Genomic DNA, 17,380 nt, shown 5'->3' with positions numbered 1-17,380 from the left:
GGAAAGCCCGGTGAAAGCGGTCCCCGCGCCGCCCCGCCCGGCGCGCATCGACCCGGTCCCGCTGGCGACCCTCCTCGCCAGGGCGGACGCCCGCCTCATCGCCGACAGCCCCGACGCCGCCGACCTCACCGTCACCGGCACCACGCTGCGGGCCCAGCACGTGCTGCCCGGCGACCTCTTCGCCGCGCTCCCGGGGGCCCGCGCCCACGGTGCCGACTTCAGCGACCAGGCGGTCGCCGCCGGCGCCGTCGCGGTGCTCACCGACGCCGCGGGCGCCGAGCGGCCCGCCCTGCGCGACGCCGGTGTCCCGATCCTGGTCCACGCCGACCCGCGCGCCGCCCTCGGCGAGATCGCCGCCTGGATCTACGGCGAGCCGTCGCTGCGGCTGGCCGTCCTCGGCGTCACCGGTACGTCCGGCAAGACCACGACGTCCTACCTGGTCGACGCCGGGCTGCAGGCCGCCGGCCTCACCACCGGCCTGATCGGCACGGTCGAGACGCGGATCGCCGGCGAACGCCTGGTCAGCGGCTTCACCACGCCCGAGGCGCCGGACCTGCAGGCGCTGCTCGCGGTGATGCTGGAGCGCGGGGTCACGCACGTGCCGATGGAGGTCTCCAGCCACGCGCTCGCGCTGGGCCGCGCCAACGGCACCCGGTTCGCGGTCGGCGCGTTCACCAACCTCTCCCAGGACCACCTGGACTTCCACAAGGACATGCAGGAGTACTTCGCCGCGAAGTCGCTGCTGTTCGACGGCCGCTCGACCAGCGAGGTCGTCGTGGTCGACAGCGCGTGGGGCCAGGCCCTGCTCACGCCGCAGACGATCACCGTGACGACGGACCCGGGCACCGAGGCCGCCTGGAAGGCCACGGACCTGGAGGCCACCCCGCACGGCGAGCAGACGTTCACCCTGCACGGCCCGGACGGCCAGAGCGCCGCGGCGAAGATCCCGCTGCCCGGCGAGTTCAACGTCGCCAACGCCGTGCTCGCGGCCGCGATCCTGAGCACCGCGGGCGTGAGCCTGGAGCACATCGTCACCGGCCTCGCCGAGGTGCAGGTGCCGGGCCGGATGGAGCGGGTCTACGTCGGCCAGGAGTTCACCGCCGTCGTCGACTACGCCCACAAGCCGGCCGCGGTCGCCCAGGGCCTCGACGCCCTGCGGGCCCGCACCGAGGGCCGGATCATCACCGTGCTCGGCTGCGGCGGCGACCGGGACACCGCCAAGCGCCCGATGATGGGCGAGGCGGCGGCCCGCCGCAGCGAAGTCCTGATCGTCACCGACGACAACCCGCGTTCCGAGGACCCCGCGGCGATCCGCGCGGCGATGCTGGCCGGCGCCCGCGCGGTCGGGCCCGCCGAGGGCGGCGAGGTCGTCGAGATCGGCGACCGGCGCGAAGCCATCGCCCACGCCGTCGCGCTCGCCGGGCCGGGCGACATCGTCTTCCTCGCCGGCAAGGGGCACGAGTCCGGCCAGGAGGCCGGTGGCGTCGTGCACCCGTTCTCCGACCGCGACGAGCTGGCCGCGGCCATCAGAAACAAACTCGAGGTGAATGTGTGATCGTGCTCAGCCTGGCCGAGATCGCCGACGTCGTCGGCGGCCGGCTGCACCGCGCCGAACCGGGCGCGCAGGTCACCGGCAGCGTGGAGTTCGACACGCGGCAGCTCACCCCAGGCGGCCTGTTCGTCGCCCTGCCGGGGGAGAAGGTCGACGGCCACGACTTCGCCGCGCAGGCCGTCGAGGCCGGCGCCGTGGCCGTGCTGGCCGCCCGCGAGGTCGACGCGCCCGCGATCGTCGTCCCGCCGCTGGCCGCGGGCGAGGCCCACGAGCGGTCGGTCGCGCTGACCGGCGACAAGGACGGCTCCGGCGCCGCGGTGCTGGGCGCGCTCGCCAAGCTCGCCCGGTACGTCGTCCAGCGCCTGGCCGAGGGCGAACTGACCGTCGTCGGCGTCACCGGCTCCTCCGGCAAGACGTCGACCAAGGACGTCATCGCGCAGCTGCTGGAGCCGCTCGGCCCGACGGTCGCGCCGCCCGGGTCGTTCAACAACGAGCTCGGGCACCCCTGGACCGCCCTGCGGGCCGACGCGCGGACCCGGCACCTGGTGCTGGAGCTGTCCGCACGCGGCCCGGGGCACATCGCCCACCTCGCCGAGATCGCGCCGCCGAAGATCGGCGTGGTGCTCAACGTCGGCAGCGCGCACGTCGGCGAGTTCGGCTCGCGCGAAGGCATCGCGAAGACCAAGGGCGAGCTCGTCGAGGCCCTGCCCGCGGACGGCGTCGCGGTCCTGAACGCCGACGACCCGCTGGTCAGCGCCATGGCGAGCCGCACGAAGGCCCGGGTGGTGTACGTCGGCGAGAGCCCGTCCGCCCAGATCAGGGCCACCGGCATCACGCTCGACGAGCAGGCCCGCGCGTCGTTCCGGCTGGTCACCCCGGCCGGCGAGGCCGACGTCACGCTGCCCCTGCACGGCGAGCACCACGTCGGCAACGCGCTCTCCGCCGCCGCCGTCGCCCTGGAACTGGGCGCGACCCCGGACGAGATCGCCGCGCGGCTCTCGGGCCTCGAACGGCGGTCCGCGCGCCGCATGGAGGTCGTGACGCGCGAAGACGGCGTCACGATCCTCAACGACTCGTTCAACGCCAACCCCGAGTCGATGCGGGCCGGCCTGAAGGCCCTCGCGGCGATGACGCGGGAGAGCGGCCGGCGGTCCTGGGCCGTGCTCGGCGTGATGGGCGAGCTCGGCGCGGACGCGGTCACCGCGCACGACGAGATCGGCCGCCTGGTCGTCCGGCTCAACATCGCCAAGCTCGTCGTGATCGGCCCCGAGGCGGCGGCCATGCACCAGGGCGCGTTCCAGGAGGGTTCCTGGGGCGAGGAATCGACCCTGGTACCCGACGTCGGGGCCGCGATCGCCCTGCTGCATGATCAGCTCCGCCCCGGGGACGTGGTGCTGGTGAAGGCCTCCAAGGCCGCCGGCCTCTGGCGGGTCGCCGAAGCCCTGCTCGAACCCCGGGAAACCGACAACTCCGAGAATCGCTCGAACGGTGGTGACTCGTGATCAGCATCCTGATCGCGGCCGCGGCGGGCCTGCTGGTCTCCATCATGCTGACGCCCTACCTGATCCGGGTCTTCTCCCGGCAGGGCTTCGGCCAGGAGATCCGCGAGGAAGGCCCCCAGGGACACAAGTCCAAGCGCGGTACCCCGACCATGGGCGGTGTCGCGATCATCATCGCGATGGTCGTCGGGTACTTCGCCGCGCACCTGATCAACTGGATGTTCAACTCCCGCAGCGGCGCGCCGACGGCTTCCGGGCTGCTCGTGCTGCTGCTGGCGGTGGGCCTGGGCATCGTCGGGTTCCTCGACGACTTCATCAAGATCCGCAAGCAGCGCAACCTGGGGCTGAACAAGACCGCGAAGCTGGTCGGCCAGCTGGTGGTCACGGTCGCGTTCGCGGTCCTGGCGCTGAACTTCGCCGACGAGCGCGGCATCACGCCGGCGTCGGAGAGCCTCTCCTACGTCCGCGACCTCGCGCTGATCACCTTCCCCGCGGTGATCTTCGTGCTCTTCTGCTACGTCGTGATCTCCGGCTGGTCGAACGCGGTGAACTTCACCGACGGCCTCGACGGCCTGGCCGGTGGCTCGGCGGCGATGGTGCTGGCGACCTACGTCGTCATCGCGTTCTGGCAGGAGCGCCTCAACTGCGCGAACGGCCCGGCGCCCGCCTGCTACGACGTCCGCGACCCGCTGGACCTGGCGGTGGTCGCCGCCGCGGCGACCGGTGCCTGCGTCGGGTTCCTCTGGTGGAACGCGGCCCCGGCGAAGATCTTCATGGGCGACACCGGCTCGCTGGCCCTCGGCGGCCTGGTCGCCGGCCTGTCCATGACCACCCGCACCGAGCTGCTCGCCATCGTCATCGGCGGCCTGTTCATGGTCGAGATGATCTCGGTGGTCGCGCAGATCGCGGTGTTCCGGACGACCCGGCGAAGGCTGTTCCGGATGGCCCCGTTCCACCACCACTTCGAGCTCGCCGGGTGGGCGGAAACCACGGTCATCATCCGGTTCTGGCTGCTCTCGGCGATCTGCTGCATGTTCGGGCTCGGGTTGTTCTACAGCGAACAGCTGGGCTTCGGGGGCTGACCGTGGACATCGCCGGTCGTCACGTCCTGGTCGCCGGTGCGGGGGTCACCGGGAAGTCGATCGTGCCCGTGCTCACCGACCTGGGCGCGCGCGTCACCGTCACCGACGGCAACGCCGAGCGCCTGGCCGAGCTGGACGGCCTGGGCGCCGAGCTGGTGCCCGGGCTGACCGAGCCGCCCGCCGACGTCGTCCTCGTCGTCACCAGCCCCGGCTGGCGGCCGACGTCGCCGCTGCTGGTCGCCGCCGCCGAGGCGGGGGTCGAGGTGATCGGCGACGTCGAGCTGGCCTGGCGGGTCGGGCAGCTGCGCGAGCACCCGCCGTCCTGGCTCGTGGTGACCGGCACCAACGGCAAGACGACCACCGCCGGCATGCTCGAGTCGATCCTCAAAGCGGCCGGCGCCAACGCCGTGGCCTGCGGGAACATCGGCTACGCGGCCCTCGACGCGGTCCGCGCGGGCTACGACGTGCTGGCCGTCGAGCTGTCGAGCTTCCAGCTGCACTGGTCCTCGACGCTGGCCCCGGACGCGGCCGTCGTGCTGAACCTGGCCGAGGACCACATCGACTGGCACGGCTCGATGGACGAGTACGCCGCGGCCAAGGGGCGCGTCTACACCCGCGCCAAGATCGCCGTGCACAACGCCGACGACGAGTGGTCCACCCGGATCGCCGGGGCGCACGCCCCGGAGAGCGCCCGCCCCGTCGGCTTCCGGCTCGACACCCCTCGGGCCGGTGAGCTGGGGATCGTCGAAGACCTGCTGGTCGACCGCGCGTTCGTCGCCGACCCGGCGACCAGCGCGGAGGAGCTGGCCACCCTCGCCGACGTCCGCCCGGCGGGCCCGCACAACGTCTCGAACGCCCTCGCCGCGGCCGCGCTGGCCCGCGCCCACGGCGTCTCCCCGGAGGCCGTGCTGAAGGGCCTGCGCGAGTACCAGCCCGCGCCGCACCGGGCCGTCGAGGTGGCCGAGGTCGCCGGCGTCCGGTACGTCAACGACTCGAAGGCGACCAACCCGCACGCGGCCGCCGGGTCGCTGCGCGCGCACCAGAGCATCGTGTGGATCGCCGGGGGCCAGCTCAAGGGCGCCTCGGTCGACGAACTCGTGAGCAGTATCGCCGGCCGCCTCCGCGGAGTTGTGCTACTCGGTGTCGATTCACCCGTGATCGCCGCCGCGGTCGCGCGACACGCGCCGGATGTCCCGGTGAACAGCCTCCGTCCGGGTGACCATGAACCCATGACTGCGGCGGTGAGTGCGGCCAGCGCGATGGCCCGGCCAGGTGACGTGGTGCTGCTGGCACCCGCCGCGGCGTCGTTGGACATGTTCCCGAACTACGGCGCGCGCGGCGACGCGTTCGCCGCGGCGGTGCACGTCCTCCGCGACGACGCAGCGGGGGAGCCGAGTGACGGTCACTGAGCCCAAGACACCCAAGCCCAAGACGCAGCGGCCGCGCCGCGAGCGCAAGGAGAGCGGCTTCGTCGCCTTCCGGTCCGCGCTGACCGCGTGGCTCTCGCGCCCGCTGGCGTCGTTCCACCTCGTGCTCGCCCTCACCGGCGTGCTCACCGTGATCGGCGCCGTCATGGTGCTCTCGGCGTCGTCGGTCGAGTCCTACAACCCGAAGACCGGCAGCGGGGTGTACTCGCTGTTCATCAAGCACCTGGTGTTCGTGGCCATCGGCTCGGTCGTGTTCTGGCTGGGCCTGCGGGTCAAGCTGGAGCGGATCCGGGCGATGTCGGCCACCGCGACGGTCGTCTGCCTGGGGCTGCTGGTGCTGGTCCTGACCCCGCTGGGGTCGACGGTGAACGGCTCGCAGGGCTGGTTCCGGATCGGCGACTTCACCTTCCAGCCGGTCGAGGCCGCGAAGGTCGCGCTGGCGTTCTGGGGCGCGCACATCCTGGTGATCAAGTACAACGTGATCCACCAGTGGCGGCACCTGCTGGTGCCGGTCGTGCCCATCGCGCTGCTGATGTTCGCCCTGGTCATGCTGCAGCCCGACCTCGGCGGCACGGTCACCCTCGCCGTCGTCCTGCTGGCGCTGCTGTGGTTCGCCGGCGCGCCGAAACGGCTGTTCGGCGTGATCCTCGCGGGCGGCCTGGCCGGCGTGCTCGTGCTCGCCCTGATCGCGCCCTACCGGCTCGCCCGCGTCATGTCGTTCCTTTCGCCGGACGCCGACACCAGCGCCGAGGGCTTCCAGGCCAACCAGGCCAAGCTGGCGCTGGCCGACGGCGGGCTGTTCGGCAAGGGCCTCGGCCAGGGCGCGGCCAGCTGGAGCTACCTGCCGAACGTCCAGAACGACTTCATCTTCGCGCTGATCGGCGAGGAGCTCGGCTTCATCGGCTGCACCGTGGTGCTGAGCCTGTTCGCCGGGGTCGCGATCGTGGGCCTGCGGATCGCCACCCGCAACATCGACCCGTGGATCCGGATCGTCGCCGGCACGCTGACGGTGTTCCTGGTCGCGCAGGCCGGCATCAACATCGGTTACGTAGTCGGCCTGCTGCCGGTCACCGGCGTCACGCTGCCGCTGATCTCCTACGGCGGGACGTCGCTGGTGATCACCATGCTCATCATGGGGGTGCTCGCGAACGCCGCCCGGCACGAACCGGAGGCGGTGGCCGCGCTGCGCACACAGGGGCCGGGTAAATTCGGACGCCTGCTGCGGCTGCCCGCGCCCGATCCGTACCGCCCGCCCGCCACCCGCAAGGGTGCGGCGCGCTCCGGGGCGAAGGCGGCCAGGCCCGCGCCCCGTGCGGCGCGGGCCGCCCCGGCGCAGGAACGGCGCAGGTCGGTCCGCGAGCCGGTGCGCCGCAGCGCGGCACGGACGAGCACGACCCGCACGAGCACCGCTCGCGGCGGGGCCGCGCGGACAACAGCGAGCCGTGGTACCCGGAGTACCGCGAACCGGAGAGGTCATTGGTGAGTAAGCCCGTCAAGGGAACCGAGCGAGAAGCCGCGGGCAGAGGGCCTGTGGTCGTGGTCGCCGGAGGTGGCACCGCAGGACACATCGAACCCGCCCTCGCCCTGGCCGACGCCGTCATGCGGCTGCGCCCGGACGCGACCGTGATCGCCCTCGGGACCGAGCGCGGCCTGGAGAACAAGCTCGTCCCGGCCCGCGGTTACGACCTGGAGCTGATCCCGCCGGTGCCGCTGCCGCGCAAGCCGACGCCGGAGCTGCTGCGGCTGCCGCTGAAGGTCCGCGACTCGGTGCGCAAGACCCGTGAGGTGCTGGACCGGGTCGGCGCGGACGTCGTCGTCGGCTTCGGCGGCTACGTCGCCCTGCCCGCCTACCTGGCCGCGCGCGGGCGCGTCCCGATCGTGGTGCACGAGGCCAACAAGTCGGCCGGCCTGGCCAACAAGGTCGGCGCGCGGTTCGCCAAGCGCGTCGCCGTCGCCGTCCCCGGGACGACGCTGCCGAACGCCGAGGTCGTCGGGATCCCGCTGCGGCGGTCGATCACGTCGCTGGACCGCGCCGGGCTGCGCGCCGAGGCCCGCGCGCACTTCGGGCTGGACCCCGACGCGCCGACGCTGCTGGTGTTCGGCGGTTCGCAGGGCGCGCAGTCGATCAACGCCGCGGTGTCCGGCGCGGCGAAGGACCTGGCCGACGCCGGGGTCGGCGTGCTGCACGCGCACGGGCCGAAGAACACCCTGGTCGTGCAGGAGTTCCCGGGCAAGCCGGCGTACGTGCCGGTGCCGTACCTGGAGCGGATGGACCTGGCCTACGCGGCGGCGGACGTCGCGATCTGCCGCTCGGGCGCGATGACCGTCGCCGAGGTGAGCTCGGTCGGGCTGCCCGCGGTGTTCGTCCCGCTGCCGATCGGCAACGGCGAGCAGGCCTCCAACGGGCGGCCCGCCGTCGACGCCGGTGCCGCGCTGATGGTCGAGGACGCCGACCTGAGCCCGGCCAAGGTCGCCGAGCTGGTCGTCCCGCTGGTCACCGACCCCGACCGCGTCGCGAAGATGAGCGCGGCCGCGGCCGGCATGGGCCACCGCGAAGCCGACGAGACCCTCGCCCGCATCGTCCTGGAGGCCGCCGGTGCCTGAGTTGCCTGAAGAGCTGCGCCGGGCGCACCTGATCGGGATCGGCGGGGCCGGCATGTCCGGCATCGCGCGGATCCTGCTGGCCAGGGGCGCGTTCGTGTCGGGCTCGGACGCGAAGGAGTCGCGCGCGCTGCTGTCGCTGCGGGCCCAGGGCGCCGAGCTGTTCATCGGCCAGCGCGCCGAGAACCTTTCCGCGCTGGCCGAGCCGCCGTCGTCGGTGGTCGTCTCGACGGCGATCAAGGAGACCAACCCCGAGCTGGCCGCGGCCCGCGCGGCGGGGATCCCGGTGCTGCACCGGGCGCAGGCGCTGGCCGGGCTGATGGCAGGCCACCGCGTCGCCTGCATCGCGGGTACGCACGGCAAGACGTCGACGACGTCGATGCTGACCGTGGCGCTGCAGCACTGCCGGCTCGACCCGTCGTTCGCCATCGGCGGCGACCTCAACGAGTCCGGCGCCAACGCCCACCACGGCGAGGGCGGCGTCTTCGTCGCCGAGGCCGACGAGAGCGACGGCTCGTTCCTGACGTATTCGCCGTCGGTCGCGGTCGTGACGAACGTCGAGCCCGACCACCTGGACCACCACGGCACGGCCGAGGCCTACACGAAGGTCTTCACCGACTTCGTCGCGCGGATCGTGCCGGGCGGGCTGCTGATCGTGTGCGGTGACGACGCCGCCGCGGACGAGCTGGGCGAGGAAGCCGAGAAGCTGGGGGTCCGGGTGCGCCGCTACGGCCGCTCGGTCACCGGCGAGGGCGACGCCCGCGTGCTGGAGTACACCCCGGCGCCCGACGGCGGCGTCGTCCGCCTGGCGCTGGACGGCGCCGAGCTGTCGGTGCGGGTCGCCGTGCCGGGTGAGCACATGGCGCTCAACGCGGTCGCCGCGCTGCTGGCCGGGCTCGAGCTGGGCGCGCCGGCGACCGAACTGGCCGAGGGGCTGGCCGCGTTCGGCGGCGTCCGGCGCCGCTTCGAGTTCAAGGGCCGCGCCGGCGACGTCCGCGTCTACGACGACTACGCCCACCACCCGACCGAGGTGGCCGCGCAGCTGCGCGCGGTCCGGACCGCGGCCGGGTCCGGCCGGGTCGTCGTCGTGTTCCAGCCGCACCTGTACTCGCGGACCAAGCTGTTCGCGAAGGAGTTCTCCGCGGCGCTGTCGCTGGCCGACGAGGTCGTCGTGCTGGACGTCTACGGCGCCCGCGAGGAGCCCGAGCCGGGTGTCACCGGTGCGCTGATCGCCGACGGCGTGACCGTGCCGGTGCACTACGAGCCCGCGTTCGACGTCGCCGCCGGCTTGGTGGCCGGGCTCGTGCGCGGTGGCGACCTCGTCGTCACCATGGGCGCCGGGGACGTGACGCAGCTGGGCCCGGAGATCCTCGCCGAGCTGGACAAGCGCTGACACCATGAGTCCGACCAGGGAACGCCGCCGTCCGTCCGAAGAGGACGAGCGGGATCGCGCTGCCCTGGCGCGGGAACGGCGCGGGCGGCGGTCCGAAGAGGAGCGCCGCCGCACCCGCGCCGCACGGGTCAAGACGGCGCCGCGCACCCGGCCCACCCGGCCCAACCGGCAGGTGGAGATCCGCCGCCGGTGGGTCGCGCTGCTCACCGTCCTGACCGTCGTCGCGGGCGTCTACCTGCTGTTCTTCAGCTCGATGCTGGGGGTCAAGGACGTCGCGGTGGCGGGGGCGCGCACGGTGACCGCGGACCAGATCCGCGCGGTGGCGGCGGTCCCGGCCGACAAGCCGTTGCTGCGCCTGGACGCCGACGAGATCCGCGACCGGGTGGCCGGGATGCCGGGCATCGCCACGGTCGAGGTGTCGCGCTCCTGGCCGAACACGGTCGAGATCACGGTGACCGAGCGAACGGCCATCGCGTTCTTCGACAGCGGCCCCGGCGGCGACGGCGTGCACCTGGTCGACGGCGGCGGCGTGGTGTTCAAGACGGTCGCGGCCCGCCCGCCGGGCCTGCCGGAACTGAAGCTCCCCAAGGTTTCCGCGGACGACCCGGTGACCCGGGCGGTGACGGCGGTCCTCGGGGTGATCCCGGAGCAGCTCCTCAAGCAGGTCACGACGGCGACGGCCAAGACGCCGGCGAGCGTCGAGTTCACGTTGTCGAGCGGGAAGATCGTTCGCTGGGGGACGGCGGAGCAGACGGACCGCAAGGCCAAGGTCCTGGCGGCGCTGCTGACCCAGGACGGCAAGGTCTACGACGTCGCGGCGCCGGAACTGCCGACGATCACGTCCTGAGGCTCGTCCGCGGGTCGTGGCTGGGGTCGGGGTACATCGGCGGGCACCCGTGGTCGACGGCTTCGGGGCGCAGTTCGTAGTGCCACGGTTCGTTGCGGTAGATCTGGCACAGCCCGTACCCGGCACCGTGCTCGGCCAGCCAGCGCCGGGCCGCCGCGGGCCCGATGTCGACGGCGTCGCCCGACACGTGCGCCGAGGTGCCGGGCGTGGCCACCCAGCGGCGGGCTTCGCGTTCCGAGCCGTACTCCGAGACGGCCCGGCGGAGCAGCTCTGCCTGGTAGGCGGGGGACCGCCAGCCGCCGTTGACGAGGATCGCGACGCCGTCGCGCGCGGCGTCGGTCGCGGCCCGGCGCAGGGCGGCGAGCAGTTCCGGATCGAGGTTGACGACGGCCGGCGTCTCGTCGTCGAAGACGGACACCGGCCGGGGGACGGCGCCGCGGACGACCAGTTCGCGAGAAGTCATGGTGCCAGTGAAGGAAACGCCGCGATGCGGGCCCGTATCCGGTTTTCGATACGCCGCCGATAGGAACCGGCTCGTACGATCGGGGGCGTGCGTGTGCTGGTCGTCGAGGACGAACCCTATCTGGCCGAAGGCATCCGGGACGGGCTGCGCCTGGCGGCGATCGCGGCCGACATCGCCGGCGACGGCGACACGGCCCTGGAACTGCTGAGCGTCAACACCTACGACATCGCCGTGCTCGACCGCGACATCCCCGGCCCGTCCGGCGACGAGATCGCCCGGCGCATCGTCGCCTCCGGCAGCGGCACCCCGATCCTCATGCTGACCGCCGCCGACCGGATCGACGACAAGGCCACCGGGTTCGAGCTCGGCGCCGACGACTACCTCACCAAGCCGTTCGCGCTGCGGGAGCTGGTGCTGCGGCTCAGGGCGCTCGACCGCCGTCGCGCCCACAACCGGCCGCCCGTGCGGGAGATCGCCGGGCTCCGGCTGGACCCGTTCCGCCGCGAGGTCTACCGCGACGGCCGTTATGTGGCGCTGACCAGGAAGCAGTTCGCCGTGCTGGAGGTCCTCGTCGCCGCCGAAGGGGGTGTCGTCAGCGCCGAGGACCTCTTGGAACGGGCCTGGGACGAGAACGCCGACCCGTTCACCAACGCCGTGCGCATCACGGTGTCGTCGCTGCGCAAACGCCTGGGTGAACCCGGGATCATCGCGACCGTGCCCGGGGTCGGCTACCGCATCGAGACTGATCGTGGCTAGGGCACGCGGGCTGAGCGTCCGCCTCAAGCTGACCCTCAGCTACGCCGGCGTCGTCATGGTCACCGGCACCCTGCTGCTCGCCGCGGTGGGCCTGTTCCTGCTGAACTACCAGCAGCTGAGCATGGAACTCATGCCGGTGGTGATGTCCCCGCCCGGCCGCGTCCTCATCCGCGCCTTCGCCCCGTCCGCGGCGGCCTGCCTGCTCTTCCTGCTGGTGTTCGGGCTCGCGGGCGGGTGGGTCCTCGCCGGCCGGATGCTCGCCCCGCTGAACAGCATCACCGACGCCACCCGCACGGCCGCGGACGGCTCGCTCTCGCACCGGATCCGGCTGCCGGGCCGCCGGGACGAGTTCCGCGAGCTCGCCGACGCCTTCGACACGATGCTCGCCCGGCTCGAAGCGCAGGTCGCCGAACAGCGGCGGTTCGCCGCCAACGCCTCCCACGAGCTGCGCACCCCGCTGGCGATCACGCGGACGCTGCTCGACGTCGCCCGCCACGACGGCGACCGCGACGTCGACGAGCTCGTCGACCGCCTCGACGCCGTGAACACCCGGGCGATCGACCTCGCCGAAGCGCTGCTCCTGCTCAGCCGCGCCGACCAGCGGTCGTTCACCCCGGAACCCGTCGACCTGTCCCTGATCGCGGAGGAGGCCGCCGAAACGCTCCTCGCTTTCGCGGAGAAGCGCGGCGTCGCGCTTTCGGTGTCCGGCGTGCCGGCCGCCGCCACCGGCTCGGCCGCGCTGCTGCTGCAGCTGACGACGAACCTCGTGCACAACGCGATCGTCCACAACCGGCCCGGAGCGGGCACGGTGTGGGTCGAGACCAGCGTCCACGGCGGGAGCGTCGAGCTCACCGTCGAGAACACCGGCGAACAGCTCTCGCCGGACCTGGTGGCGACGCTCGCCGAACCGTTCCAGCGCGGCACCGAACGCGTGAAGAGCGACCACGCCGGGGTCGGCCTCGGCCTGGCGATCGTCGCCAGCATCGCCCGGGCGCACGACGGGACCCTCACGATCACCCCGCGCCTCGACGGCGGGCTCCGCGTCACCGTGCGGGTGCCGGGTCACGAGCGCCACGGGACGGGGAAGTCGAAGTAGGTGTCCGGGTGGGGTTCGCGGTTCAGCGTGTAGTGCCACCATTCCCGGTCGTACCGGCGGAACCCGCAGGATTCCATGATGGAGCAGAGGTGCTGCCGGTTCGCCGTTTCGGCCGCCGTGATCCCGGCCGCGCCGTGGTGCGAAACGACGTCCATCAGGTCGTGGCCCCCACCCATGGCGGCGAGCTCACCGGTGGCCAGGTGGTAGAGCGTCAGGTCGACGGTGCTGCCCCGGCTGTGCCCCGATTTCCTGGCCACGTAACCCTTTTCGAACATCTCCGTGCGCGCGATGTTCGGGTAGTGCCGCGCCTTCGTCCGGCCGTCCTCGGGTTGGCGTGACCAGCGCAGGAAGCAGTCGACAGCCCGTTGTGGACGGTAGCCGTCCCACAGGAGCAGCCCGAACCCGAGGGTTTCGGCCTTCTCCTGGGCTCGTTCCAAGGCCGCGCACAACGCCCGGGTGCCGGCGACGCGGTTGGCGAGGTAGCCGTCCACGGGCTTGCCGGTGAAGTTGTCCCAGGTGGCGTACTTGGCGTCCCAGCGGATGCCGGGCACGAGCTCGTCGACGAAGACGAAGTCGTCGTTCACCGCCGCTTCTCCTCCAGGGCAAGCGAAAGCAGCCGATCGAGCACTTCCCCGAGCGGCAGCCCGGCGGCGGCCATCATCCGCGGGTAGCGGCTGTAGGAGGTCAGGCCGGGCAGGGTGTTGACCTCGTTGAGCACGACGGTCCCGTCCTCCTTGAGGAACATGTCCACCCGAGCCAGTCCCCGGCACCCCAGCGCGTGGTAAACGGCCTTCGCCGTCTCCAGGACGAGCGTGCGCGCCTCGGCCGGGATGTCCGCGGGCACGATGAACGCCGAGTTCTCGGAACCGCTTTCCGGGTTTTCCTCCTGGTGGATCTTGAAGAACCCGTGGCTGAGCGCGACCCGGTCCAGCTCGCCCGCGATCAGGTCGGATCCGTTGCCCAGCAACGAACACCCGATTTCGCTGCCGACGACCGCTTCTTCGATCAGCACCCGCTCGTCGTACTCCCGCGCGGCTTCGACGGCGTCCGGCAGGTCTTCCGCGCGCAGCACTTTGCTCACCCCGAACGAGGATCCCGACCGCGCGGGCTTGACGAAGACGGGGTAGCTGAACGAGCCGGGGTTTTCGTCCGCCTCCCAGTGCTTCGGCGTGGCGATGCCCGCGCTCGCGGTGACGAGGTAGGTCAGCGACTTGTCCATGCACAGCGCGGAACCGGTGACGTCACAGCCGGCGTAGGGGACGCCGGCGAGTTCGAGCAAACCCTGCACCGCCCCGTCTTCCCCGAACCGGCCGTGCAGCACGGGAAGGACGACGTCCAGCTTGAGCACCTCGTACTTCCCGTCGGACAGGACGAGCAGCCCGTCCGGCGACAGCACGACCGGGTTGCCGTGCTCCGCGCCGGGGCCGTCGCAGAGTTCCCACGCGGCGTCCTTGGTGATCCGGATCCAGACGGGCTCGTACTTTTCGGCGTCGAGGTGCTTGGCGACCTCGTGCGCGGACTTGACGGAGACGGGGTGTTCCTCGGACGGGCCCCCGAAGAGGATCCCGACTTTCAGCTCAGCCATGGTGGTTCCCGCTTTCGAAGCTCAGGCAGTTGACGAGACTGTTTTCGACGGTGTCGTTCAAGGCGTGGTCGGTGTAGTAGGCGGTGTGCGGGCTGATCACGACGTTGGGCAGGTTTTGCAGCCGCACCAGCGCTTCGGAGTTCACGGGCCGCCCCCGGTGGTCGGCGTAGAAGATGCCTTCCTCGCCTTCGAGGACGTCGAGCGCGGCGCCGCCCAGCCGCCCGCTTTCCAGGCCGCGGACGAGCGCCTCGGTGTCGAGGAGCGGACCGCGCCCGGTGTTGACGACGAACGCGCCCCGCTTCAGCCGCGCGATCCGCCGCCGGTCGAGGAGGTGGTGCGTTTCCGCGGTCAGCGGCGTGTGCAGCGTGACGATGTCGCTGATCTGCAGAAGTTCGTCGAGCGGCACGTAGTCGGCGGAGTTCCGCGGCACGCTGTCGTGCGCCACGATGCGGCACCCGAACCCCCGCAACCGATCCATGACGGCAACCCCGATGCGTCCGGTGCCGACGACTCCGACGGTCAGGTCCCGCAGCTCTTTCCCCCGGGCGTCGTTCAGCCGGTAGTCGTGCACTTCCGCGCGCCGCAGCGTCGACTTCGCCCCGCGGATCACCATCAGCATGAGCATCAAGGTGTAGTCGGCCACGCTGTCGGGCGAGTAGGCGACGTTCTCCACGGTGATCCCGACGGACTTCGCGTACCCGACGTCGATGTGGTTGTAGCCGACGCTGCGGGTGGAGACGTACTCGACGCCGGCCCGGCTCAGCGCCCGCAAGGTCGAGTCGCTGACTTCGGTCTTGTGCCCGATGCTGACGCACCGATTCCCGGCGGCCAGCCCGACGTTGTGGTCGCCCACCGCGTCTTCGGTGATGGTGGGCGTGACACCGCAGTGGACGGCCAGCTCCTGGAAGAGAGCGGCCTCATCGGGCGCACACCCGTAAACGGTGACCCCGATCGTCACCGGCGCCCGGCCGCGGGCCGGTGCTTGCTGGCTGTCGGTCATGCGTGCCAGTCAAGACGGGCCGCGGTTGCGGGCCCGTATGCGTTTTTCGATACGCCGGCAATATCCCGGCTGGCCGGCCGAGGGTTGTTGCCTTACGGCGAGGTTCCGCCGGATCAGCAGGAAGTCCTCCGCCACCGAGATCTGGACGCAGAGGGCGGTGTCGCGCATGTCGTGGGCGATCGCGAGGAGCTGCCGGTTGACGCTGTCGAAGCGCGCCTCCGGCACGGAATACGCCGAGCCGAAGAAGTTGTCCGCGATACCGGACTTCGCGATCGAGCAACCGGAAACCCCGCGGACGTCGCGAGCCGGCCGACCGGCGATCACCCGGGGTGTCGGCACGGACCTGCCACAACCGTTTCTCACTCCGGGGCACCCGCCGATCCGGACCTCAGCACCGCCTCTATCTCAGTGATCGCCTGAGCGTTGTCCCGGTAGTGGATCGCGTGGATACCAGCCTCGCGAGCACCGGCGATGTTGGGCTCCACATCGTCGAGGAAGACCATCTCCTCCGGGCCGACACCAAGGCGTGTGCAGGTGAGCTCGTAGATCCGCGGATCGGGCTTGCTCATCCCCACTTCGTGCGAGCTTGGAGGCCCGGGGACCGCAGCTGCCCGTCGACGGCCCGGGTGCGCACGAACGACCTGGCGAGTCTCGACGAGGACGGTTTCTTGTTCATCCACGGCCGCGCGGACGACGCCCTCAACCGGGGCGGGTTCAAGAACGTGCCGAGCGTGATCGAGGGGGCGCTGCGGGCCCATCCCGCCGTGGGCGACGCCTCGGTGGTGGGGATTCCCGACGAGCGGCTGGGTGAGGTCCCGGTCGCCGCGGTGACGCTGCGCGCCGAGCGGGGAGTCGCCGAGCTGCAGGATTGGCTCGCTGACCGGCTGGCGCGGTACCAGGTGTCCGCTGTCGTCAAGATCGTGAACGAACTGCCGCGCACCCCGTCGATGAAGGTCAGCAGGCCGGAAGTATGCGCCTTGTTCGACGCAGCCGAGGAGGACCAGGTTTTGAGAAGCTGGCCGGCGCCGGGTTCCCGTGGCTCATGCGGCATACTCGTCGGCCATGTCCGCGACAAACAAACGACGGAACAAGAATCGTCGTCGCGCCGCGCGTAGGTCTAGCGTTCGGGGAAGGAATGGTTCTTCCGTGCCGCGGAAGCGGCACCGGACAACGAAACGCGCAGGAAGGCGGGAGCGGTGGAGTCTCGTCATCAGCTTCCTGTCAGTGATCGTCGCGGCGGCCGCGGTGGCCATCAGCTGGCGCTCCGCCGAGGCGAGTGACAGGTCGGCTCAGGCCAGCCAGGAGCAGGTGGAAATCGCCCGGCGAGGGCAGCTGGACGAACGGTTCGACCGCGCTGTGCAGCAACTGGGCAACCAGGGCAGCATCGACGTCAGGCAGGGTGGGATCCACGCTCTGGAAGATCTCATGCAGGACTCGCCACCGTATCGTCCCAAGATCCTGAAGTACCTGGCGTCGTTCGTTCGCGAGCACGCGCCGGTCTCCGGTTGCACCGAAGGGAAACGCGTACCCGAAGACATCCGGGCCGCCGTGGGGGTGATTGGCCACAACAACATCAGGCCCGACACGAGAGCTTACGAATACTCGGTAGACCTGCGTTTCACCTGCCTATCCGGGATTGACCTCGTGGGTATGGATTTCGTACGAGCGTACTTCGCCGGCTCCGATTTGAGTGGTTCGGAACTGACCGGTGCCGATTTTACGGGCGCCTACCTCTTGAGCGCCAATCTTGGCCGCGTGAGTGCCATTCAGTCGAATTTCACTTGTGCGGTGCTCGCCAACACCGATCTCCGAGAAGCCTTCCTGACCGCAGCCCGATTCGTCGGCAGTGACCTCAAGTACGCGAACCTGCTCGGGGCGCAGCTCTCGGGTGTCGACTGGAAGGACTCGGGCATCAGCGATGCGTTGGTCGACCCGAAGCAGCTGGACAACCCGGAGATCCTGAAAATCCCTCCGCAACCCTTTTGCCTGACTGAAGGGCAGTACCCCGGGATCACGCGAGGCTAGCCGGCGTTCACGCTCGGCGCGGAGCCATCCGGATGCCGCCGTCCAGCCGAACGG

The 17,380-nt window shown here is 71.5% G+C and carries 18 protein-coding genes; 12 read left to right on the top strand and 6 right to left on the bottom strand.

The window, feature by feature from the left end:
* Positions 1-10 precede the first annotated feature (10 nt).
* Genes AB5J73_RS44815 through AB5J73_RS44780 form a run of 8 tightly spaced genes read left to right on the top strand, consistent with a single transcriptional unit; the run spans position 11 to position 10,401 of the window.
* The gene (locus AB5J73_RS44815) at positions 11-1,555 is read left to right on the top strand and encodes a UDP-N-acetylmuramoyl-L-alanyl-D-glutamate--2,6-diaminopimelate ligase (protein ID WP_370973520.1); all 1,545 of its coding nucleotides are present in this window, start codon (positions 11-13) and stop codon (positions 1,553-1,555) included.
* Complete coding sequence (gene murF, locus AB5J73_RS44810) at positions 1,552-3,054, top strand: UDP-N-acetylmuramoyl-tripeptide--D-alanyl-D-alanine ligase (protein ID WP_370965688.1); 1,503 nt, start codon at positions 1,552-1,554, stop codon at positions 3,052-3,054. Before AB5J73_RS44815 ends, murF begins: the two co-directional genes overlap by 4 nt.
* A complete protein-coding gene (mraY, locus tag AB5J73_RS44805; protein ID WP_370965686.1) occupies positions 3,051-4,133 on the top strand; it encodes a phospho-N-acetylmuramoyl-pentapeptide-transferase in 1,083 nt (360 codons plus the stop codon). The genes murF and mraY overlap by 4 nt, the downstream gene beginning before the upstream one ends.
* A 2-nt stretch (positions 4,134-4,135) precedes the next feature.
* Complete coding sequence (gene murD / locus AB5J73_RS44800; RefSeq protein WP_370965684.1) at positions 4,136-5,542, top strand: UDP-N-acetylmuramoyl-L-alanine--D-glutamate ligase; 1,407 nt, start codon at positions 4,136-4,138, stop codon at positions 5,540-5,542.
* On the top strand, positions 5,529-7,043 hold the full coding sequence (gene ftsW / locus AB5J73_RS44795) for a putative lipid II flippase FtsW (RefSeq protein WP_370965682.1): 1,515 nt from the start codon (positions 5,529-5,531) through the stop codon (positions 7,041-7,043). Before murD ends, ftsW begins: the two co-directional genes overlap by 14 nt.
* Positions 7,040-8,164: an undecaprenyldiphospho-muramoylpentapeptide beta-N-acetylglucosaminyltransferase gene (gene murG, locus AB5J73_RS44790; RefSeq protein WP_370965680.1), complete on the top strand. Its 1,125-nt coding sequence runs from the start codon at positions 7,040-7,042 to the stop codon at positions 8,162-8,164. Before ftsW ends, murG begins: the two co-directional genes overlap by 4 nt.
* A complete protein-coding gene (murC, locus tag AB5J73_RS44785) occupies positions 8,157-9,554 on the top strand; it encodes a UDP-N-acetylmuramate--L-alanine ligase (RefSeq protein ID WP_370965678.1) in 1,398 nt (465 codons plus the stop codon). The genes murG and murC overlap by 8 nt, the downstream gene beginning before the upstream one ends.
* Positions 9,555-9,558: 4 nt before the next feature.
* Complete coding sequence (locus AB5J73_RS44780; protein WP_370965676.1) at positions 9,559-10,401, top strand: cell division protein FtsQ/DivIB; 843 nt, start codon at positions 9,559-9,561, stop codon at positions 10,399-10,401.
* Here the strand turns inward: AB5J73_RS44780 and AB5J73_RS44775 are convergent.
* On the bottom strand, positions 10,391-10,864 hold the full coding sequence (locus AB5J73_RS44775; protein ID WP_370965674.1) for a M15 family metallopeptidase: 474 nt from the start codon (positions 10,862-10,864) through the stop codon (positions 10,391-10,393). The two genes, AB5J73_RS44780 and AB5J73_RS44775, sit on opposite strands and share 11 nt — an antisense overlap.
* Positions 10,865-10,951: 87 nt before the next feature.
* On the opposite strand from AB5J73_RS44775, the gene AB5J73_RS44770 reads away from it, so the two are divergent.
* Entirely contained in the window at positions 10,952-11,620 is a 669-nt protein-coding gene (locus tag AB5J73_RS44770) for a response regulator transcription factor (protein ID WP_370965672.1), read from the top strand.
* Positions 11,613-12,716: a sensor histidine kinase gene (locus AB5J73_RS44765; RefSeq protein WP_370965670.1), complete on the top strand. Its 1,104-nt coding sequence runs from the start codon at positions 11,613-11,615 to the stop codon at positions 12,714-12,716. The genes AB5J73_RS44770 and AB5J73_RS44765 overlap by 8 nt, the downstream gene beginning before the upstream one ends.
* On the opposite strand, the gene vanX is transcribed toward AB5J73_RS44765, so the two are convergent.
* From vanX to AB5J73_RS44740, 5 genes are read right to left on the bottom strand one after another with little or no spacing between them, the layout of a single operon-like run.
* Positions 12,683-13,300, bottom strand: coding sequence for a D-Ala-D-Ala dipeptidase VanX (vanX, locus tag AB5J73_RS44760; protein ID WP_370965668.1), 618 nt, complete (start codon positions 13,298-13,300; stop codon positions 12,683-12,685). The genes AB5J73_RS44765 and vanX overlap by 34 nt on opposite strands.
* On the bottom strand, positions 13,297-14,301 hold the full coding sequence (locus tag AB5J73_RS44755) for a D-alanine--D-alanine ligase family protein (RefSeq protein WP_370965666.1): 1,005 nt from the start codon (positions 14,299-14,301) through the stop codon (positions 13,297-13,299). The genes vanX and AB5J73_RS44755 overlap by 4 nt, the downstream gene beginning before the upstream one ends.
* Entirely contained in the window at positions 14,294-15,301 is a 1,008-nt protein-coding gene (locus AB5J73_RS44750) for a D-isomer specific 2-hydroxyacid dehydrogenase family protein (protein ID WP_370965664.1), read from the bottom strand. The genes AB5J73_RS44755 and AB5J73_RS44750 overlap by 8 nt, the downstream gene beginning before the upstream one ends.
* 9 nt (positions 15,302-15,310) lie before the next feature.
* Positions 15,311-15,640 (bottom strand): hypothetical protein, encoded by a 330-nt coding sequence (locus AB5J73_RS44745; protein ID WP_370965662.1) that lies wholly within the window; start codon positions 15,638-15,640, stop codon positions 15,311-15,313.
* A gap of 20 nt (positions 15,641-15,660) precedes the next feature.
* Positions 15,661-15,870 (bottom strand): HAD-IA family hydrolase, encoded by a 210-nt coding sequence (locus tag AB5J73_RS44740; RefSeq protein WP_370965660.1) that lies wholly within the window; start codon positions 15,868-15,870, stop codon positions 15,661-15,663.
* Between the two features lie 57 nt (positions 15,871-15,927).
* Between AB5J73_RS44740 and AB5J73_RS44735 the strand changes: the two genes are divergently transcribed.
* Together AB5J73_RS44735 and AB5J73_RS44730 are read left to right on the top strand one after the other, a co-directional pair.
* Positions 15,928-16,416: a hypothetical protein gene (locus AB5J73_RS44735; RefSeq protein WP_370965658.1), complete on the top strand. Its 489-nt coding sequence runs from the start codon at positions 15,928-15,930 to the stop codon at positions 16,414-16,416.
* A gap of 109 nt (positions 16,417-16,525) precedes the next feature.
* Positions 16,526-17,326, top strand: a complete 801-nt coding sequence (locus AB5J73_RS44730; RefSeq protein ID WP_370965656.1) for a pentapeptide repeat-containing protein — start codon at positions 16,526-16,528, stop codon at positions 17,324-17,326.
* Positions 17,327-17,380: the final 54 nt, after the last annotated feature.

Origin of the sequence: Amycolatopsis sp. cg9, from assembly GCF_041346945.1 — a bacterium.
Classification (GTDB): Bacteria; Actinomycetota; Actinomycetes; order Mycobacteriales; family Pseudonocardiaceae; genus Amycolatopsis.
The sequence above is the reverse complement of the archived record's forward strand: the minus strand, read 5'-3'. Positions and strand labels throughout refer to the sequence as shown.

Excerpts from the sequence above, each read along its gene's own strand:
- AB5J73_RS44780 (WP_370965676.1), top strand. The coding sequence starts at position 9,559 with ATGAGTCCGACCAGGGAACGCCGCCGTCCGTCCGAAGAGGACGAGCGG.
- AB5J73_RS44775 (WP_370965674.1), bottom strand. The coding sequence starts at position 10,864 with ATGACTTCTCGCGAACTGGTCGTCCGCGGCGCCGTCCCCCGGCCGGTG.
- AB5J73_RS44755 (WP_370965666.1), bottom strand. The coding sequence starts at position 14,301 with ATGGCTGAGCTGAAAGTCGGGATCCTCTTCGGGGGCCCGTCCGAGGAA.
- AB5J73_RS44750 (WP_370965664.1), bottom strand. The coding sequence starts at position 15,301 with ATGACCGACAGCCAGCAAGCACCGGCCCGCGGCCGGGCGCCGGTGACG.
- AB5J73_RS44740 (WP_370965660.1), bottom strand. The coding sequence starts at position 15,870 with ATGAGCAAGCCCGATCCGCGGATCTACGAGCTCACCTGCACACGCCTT.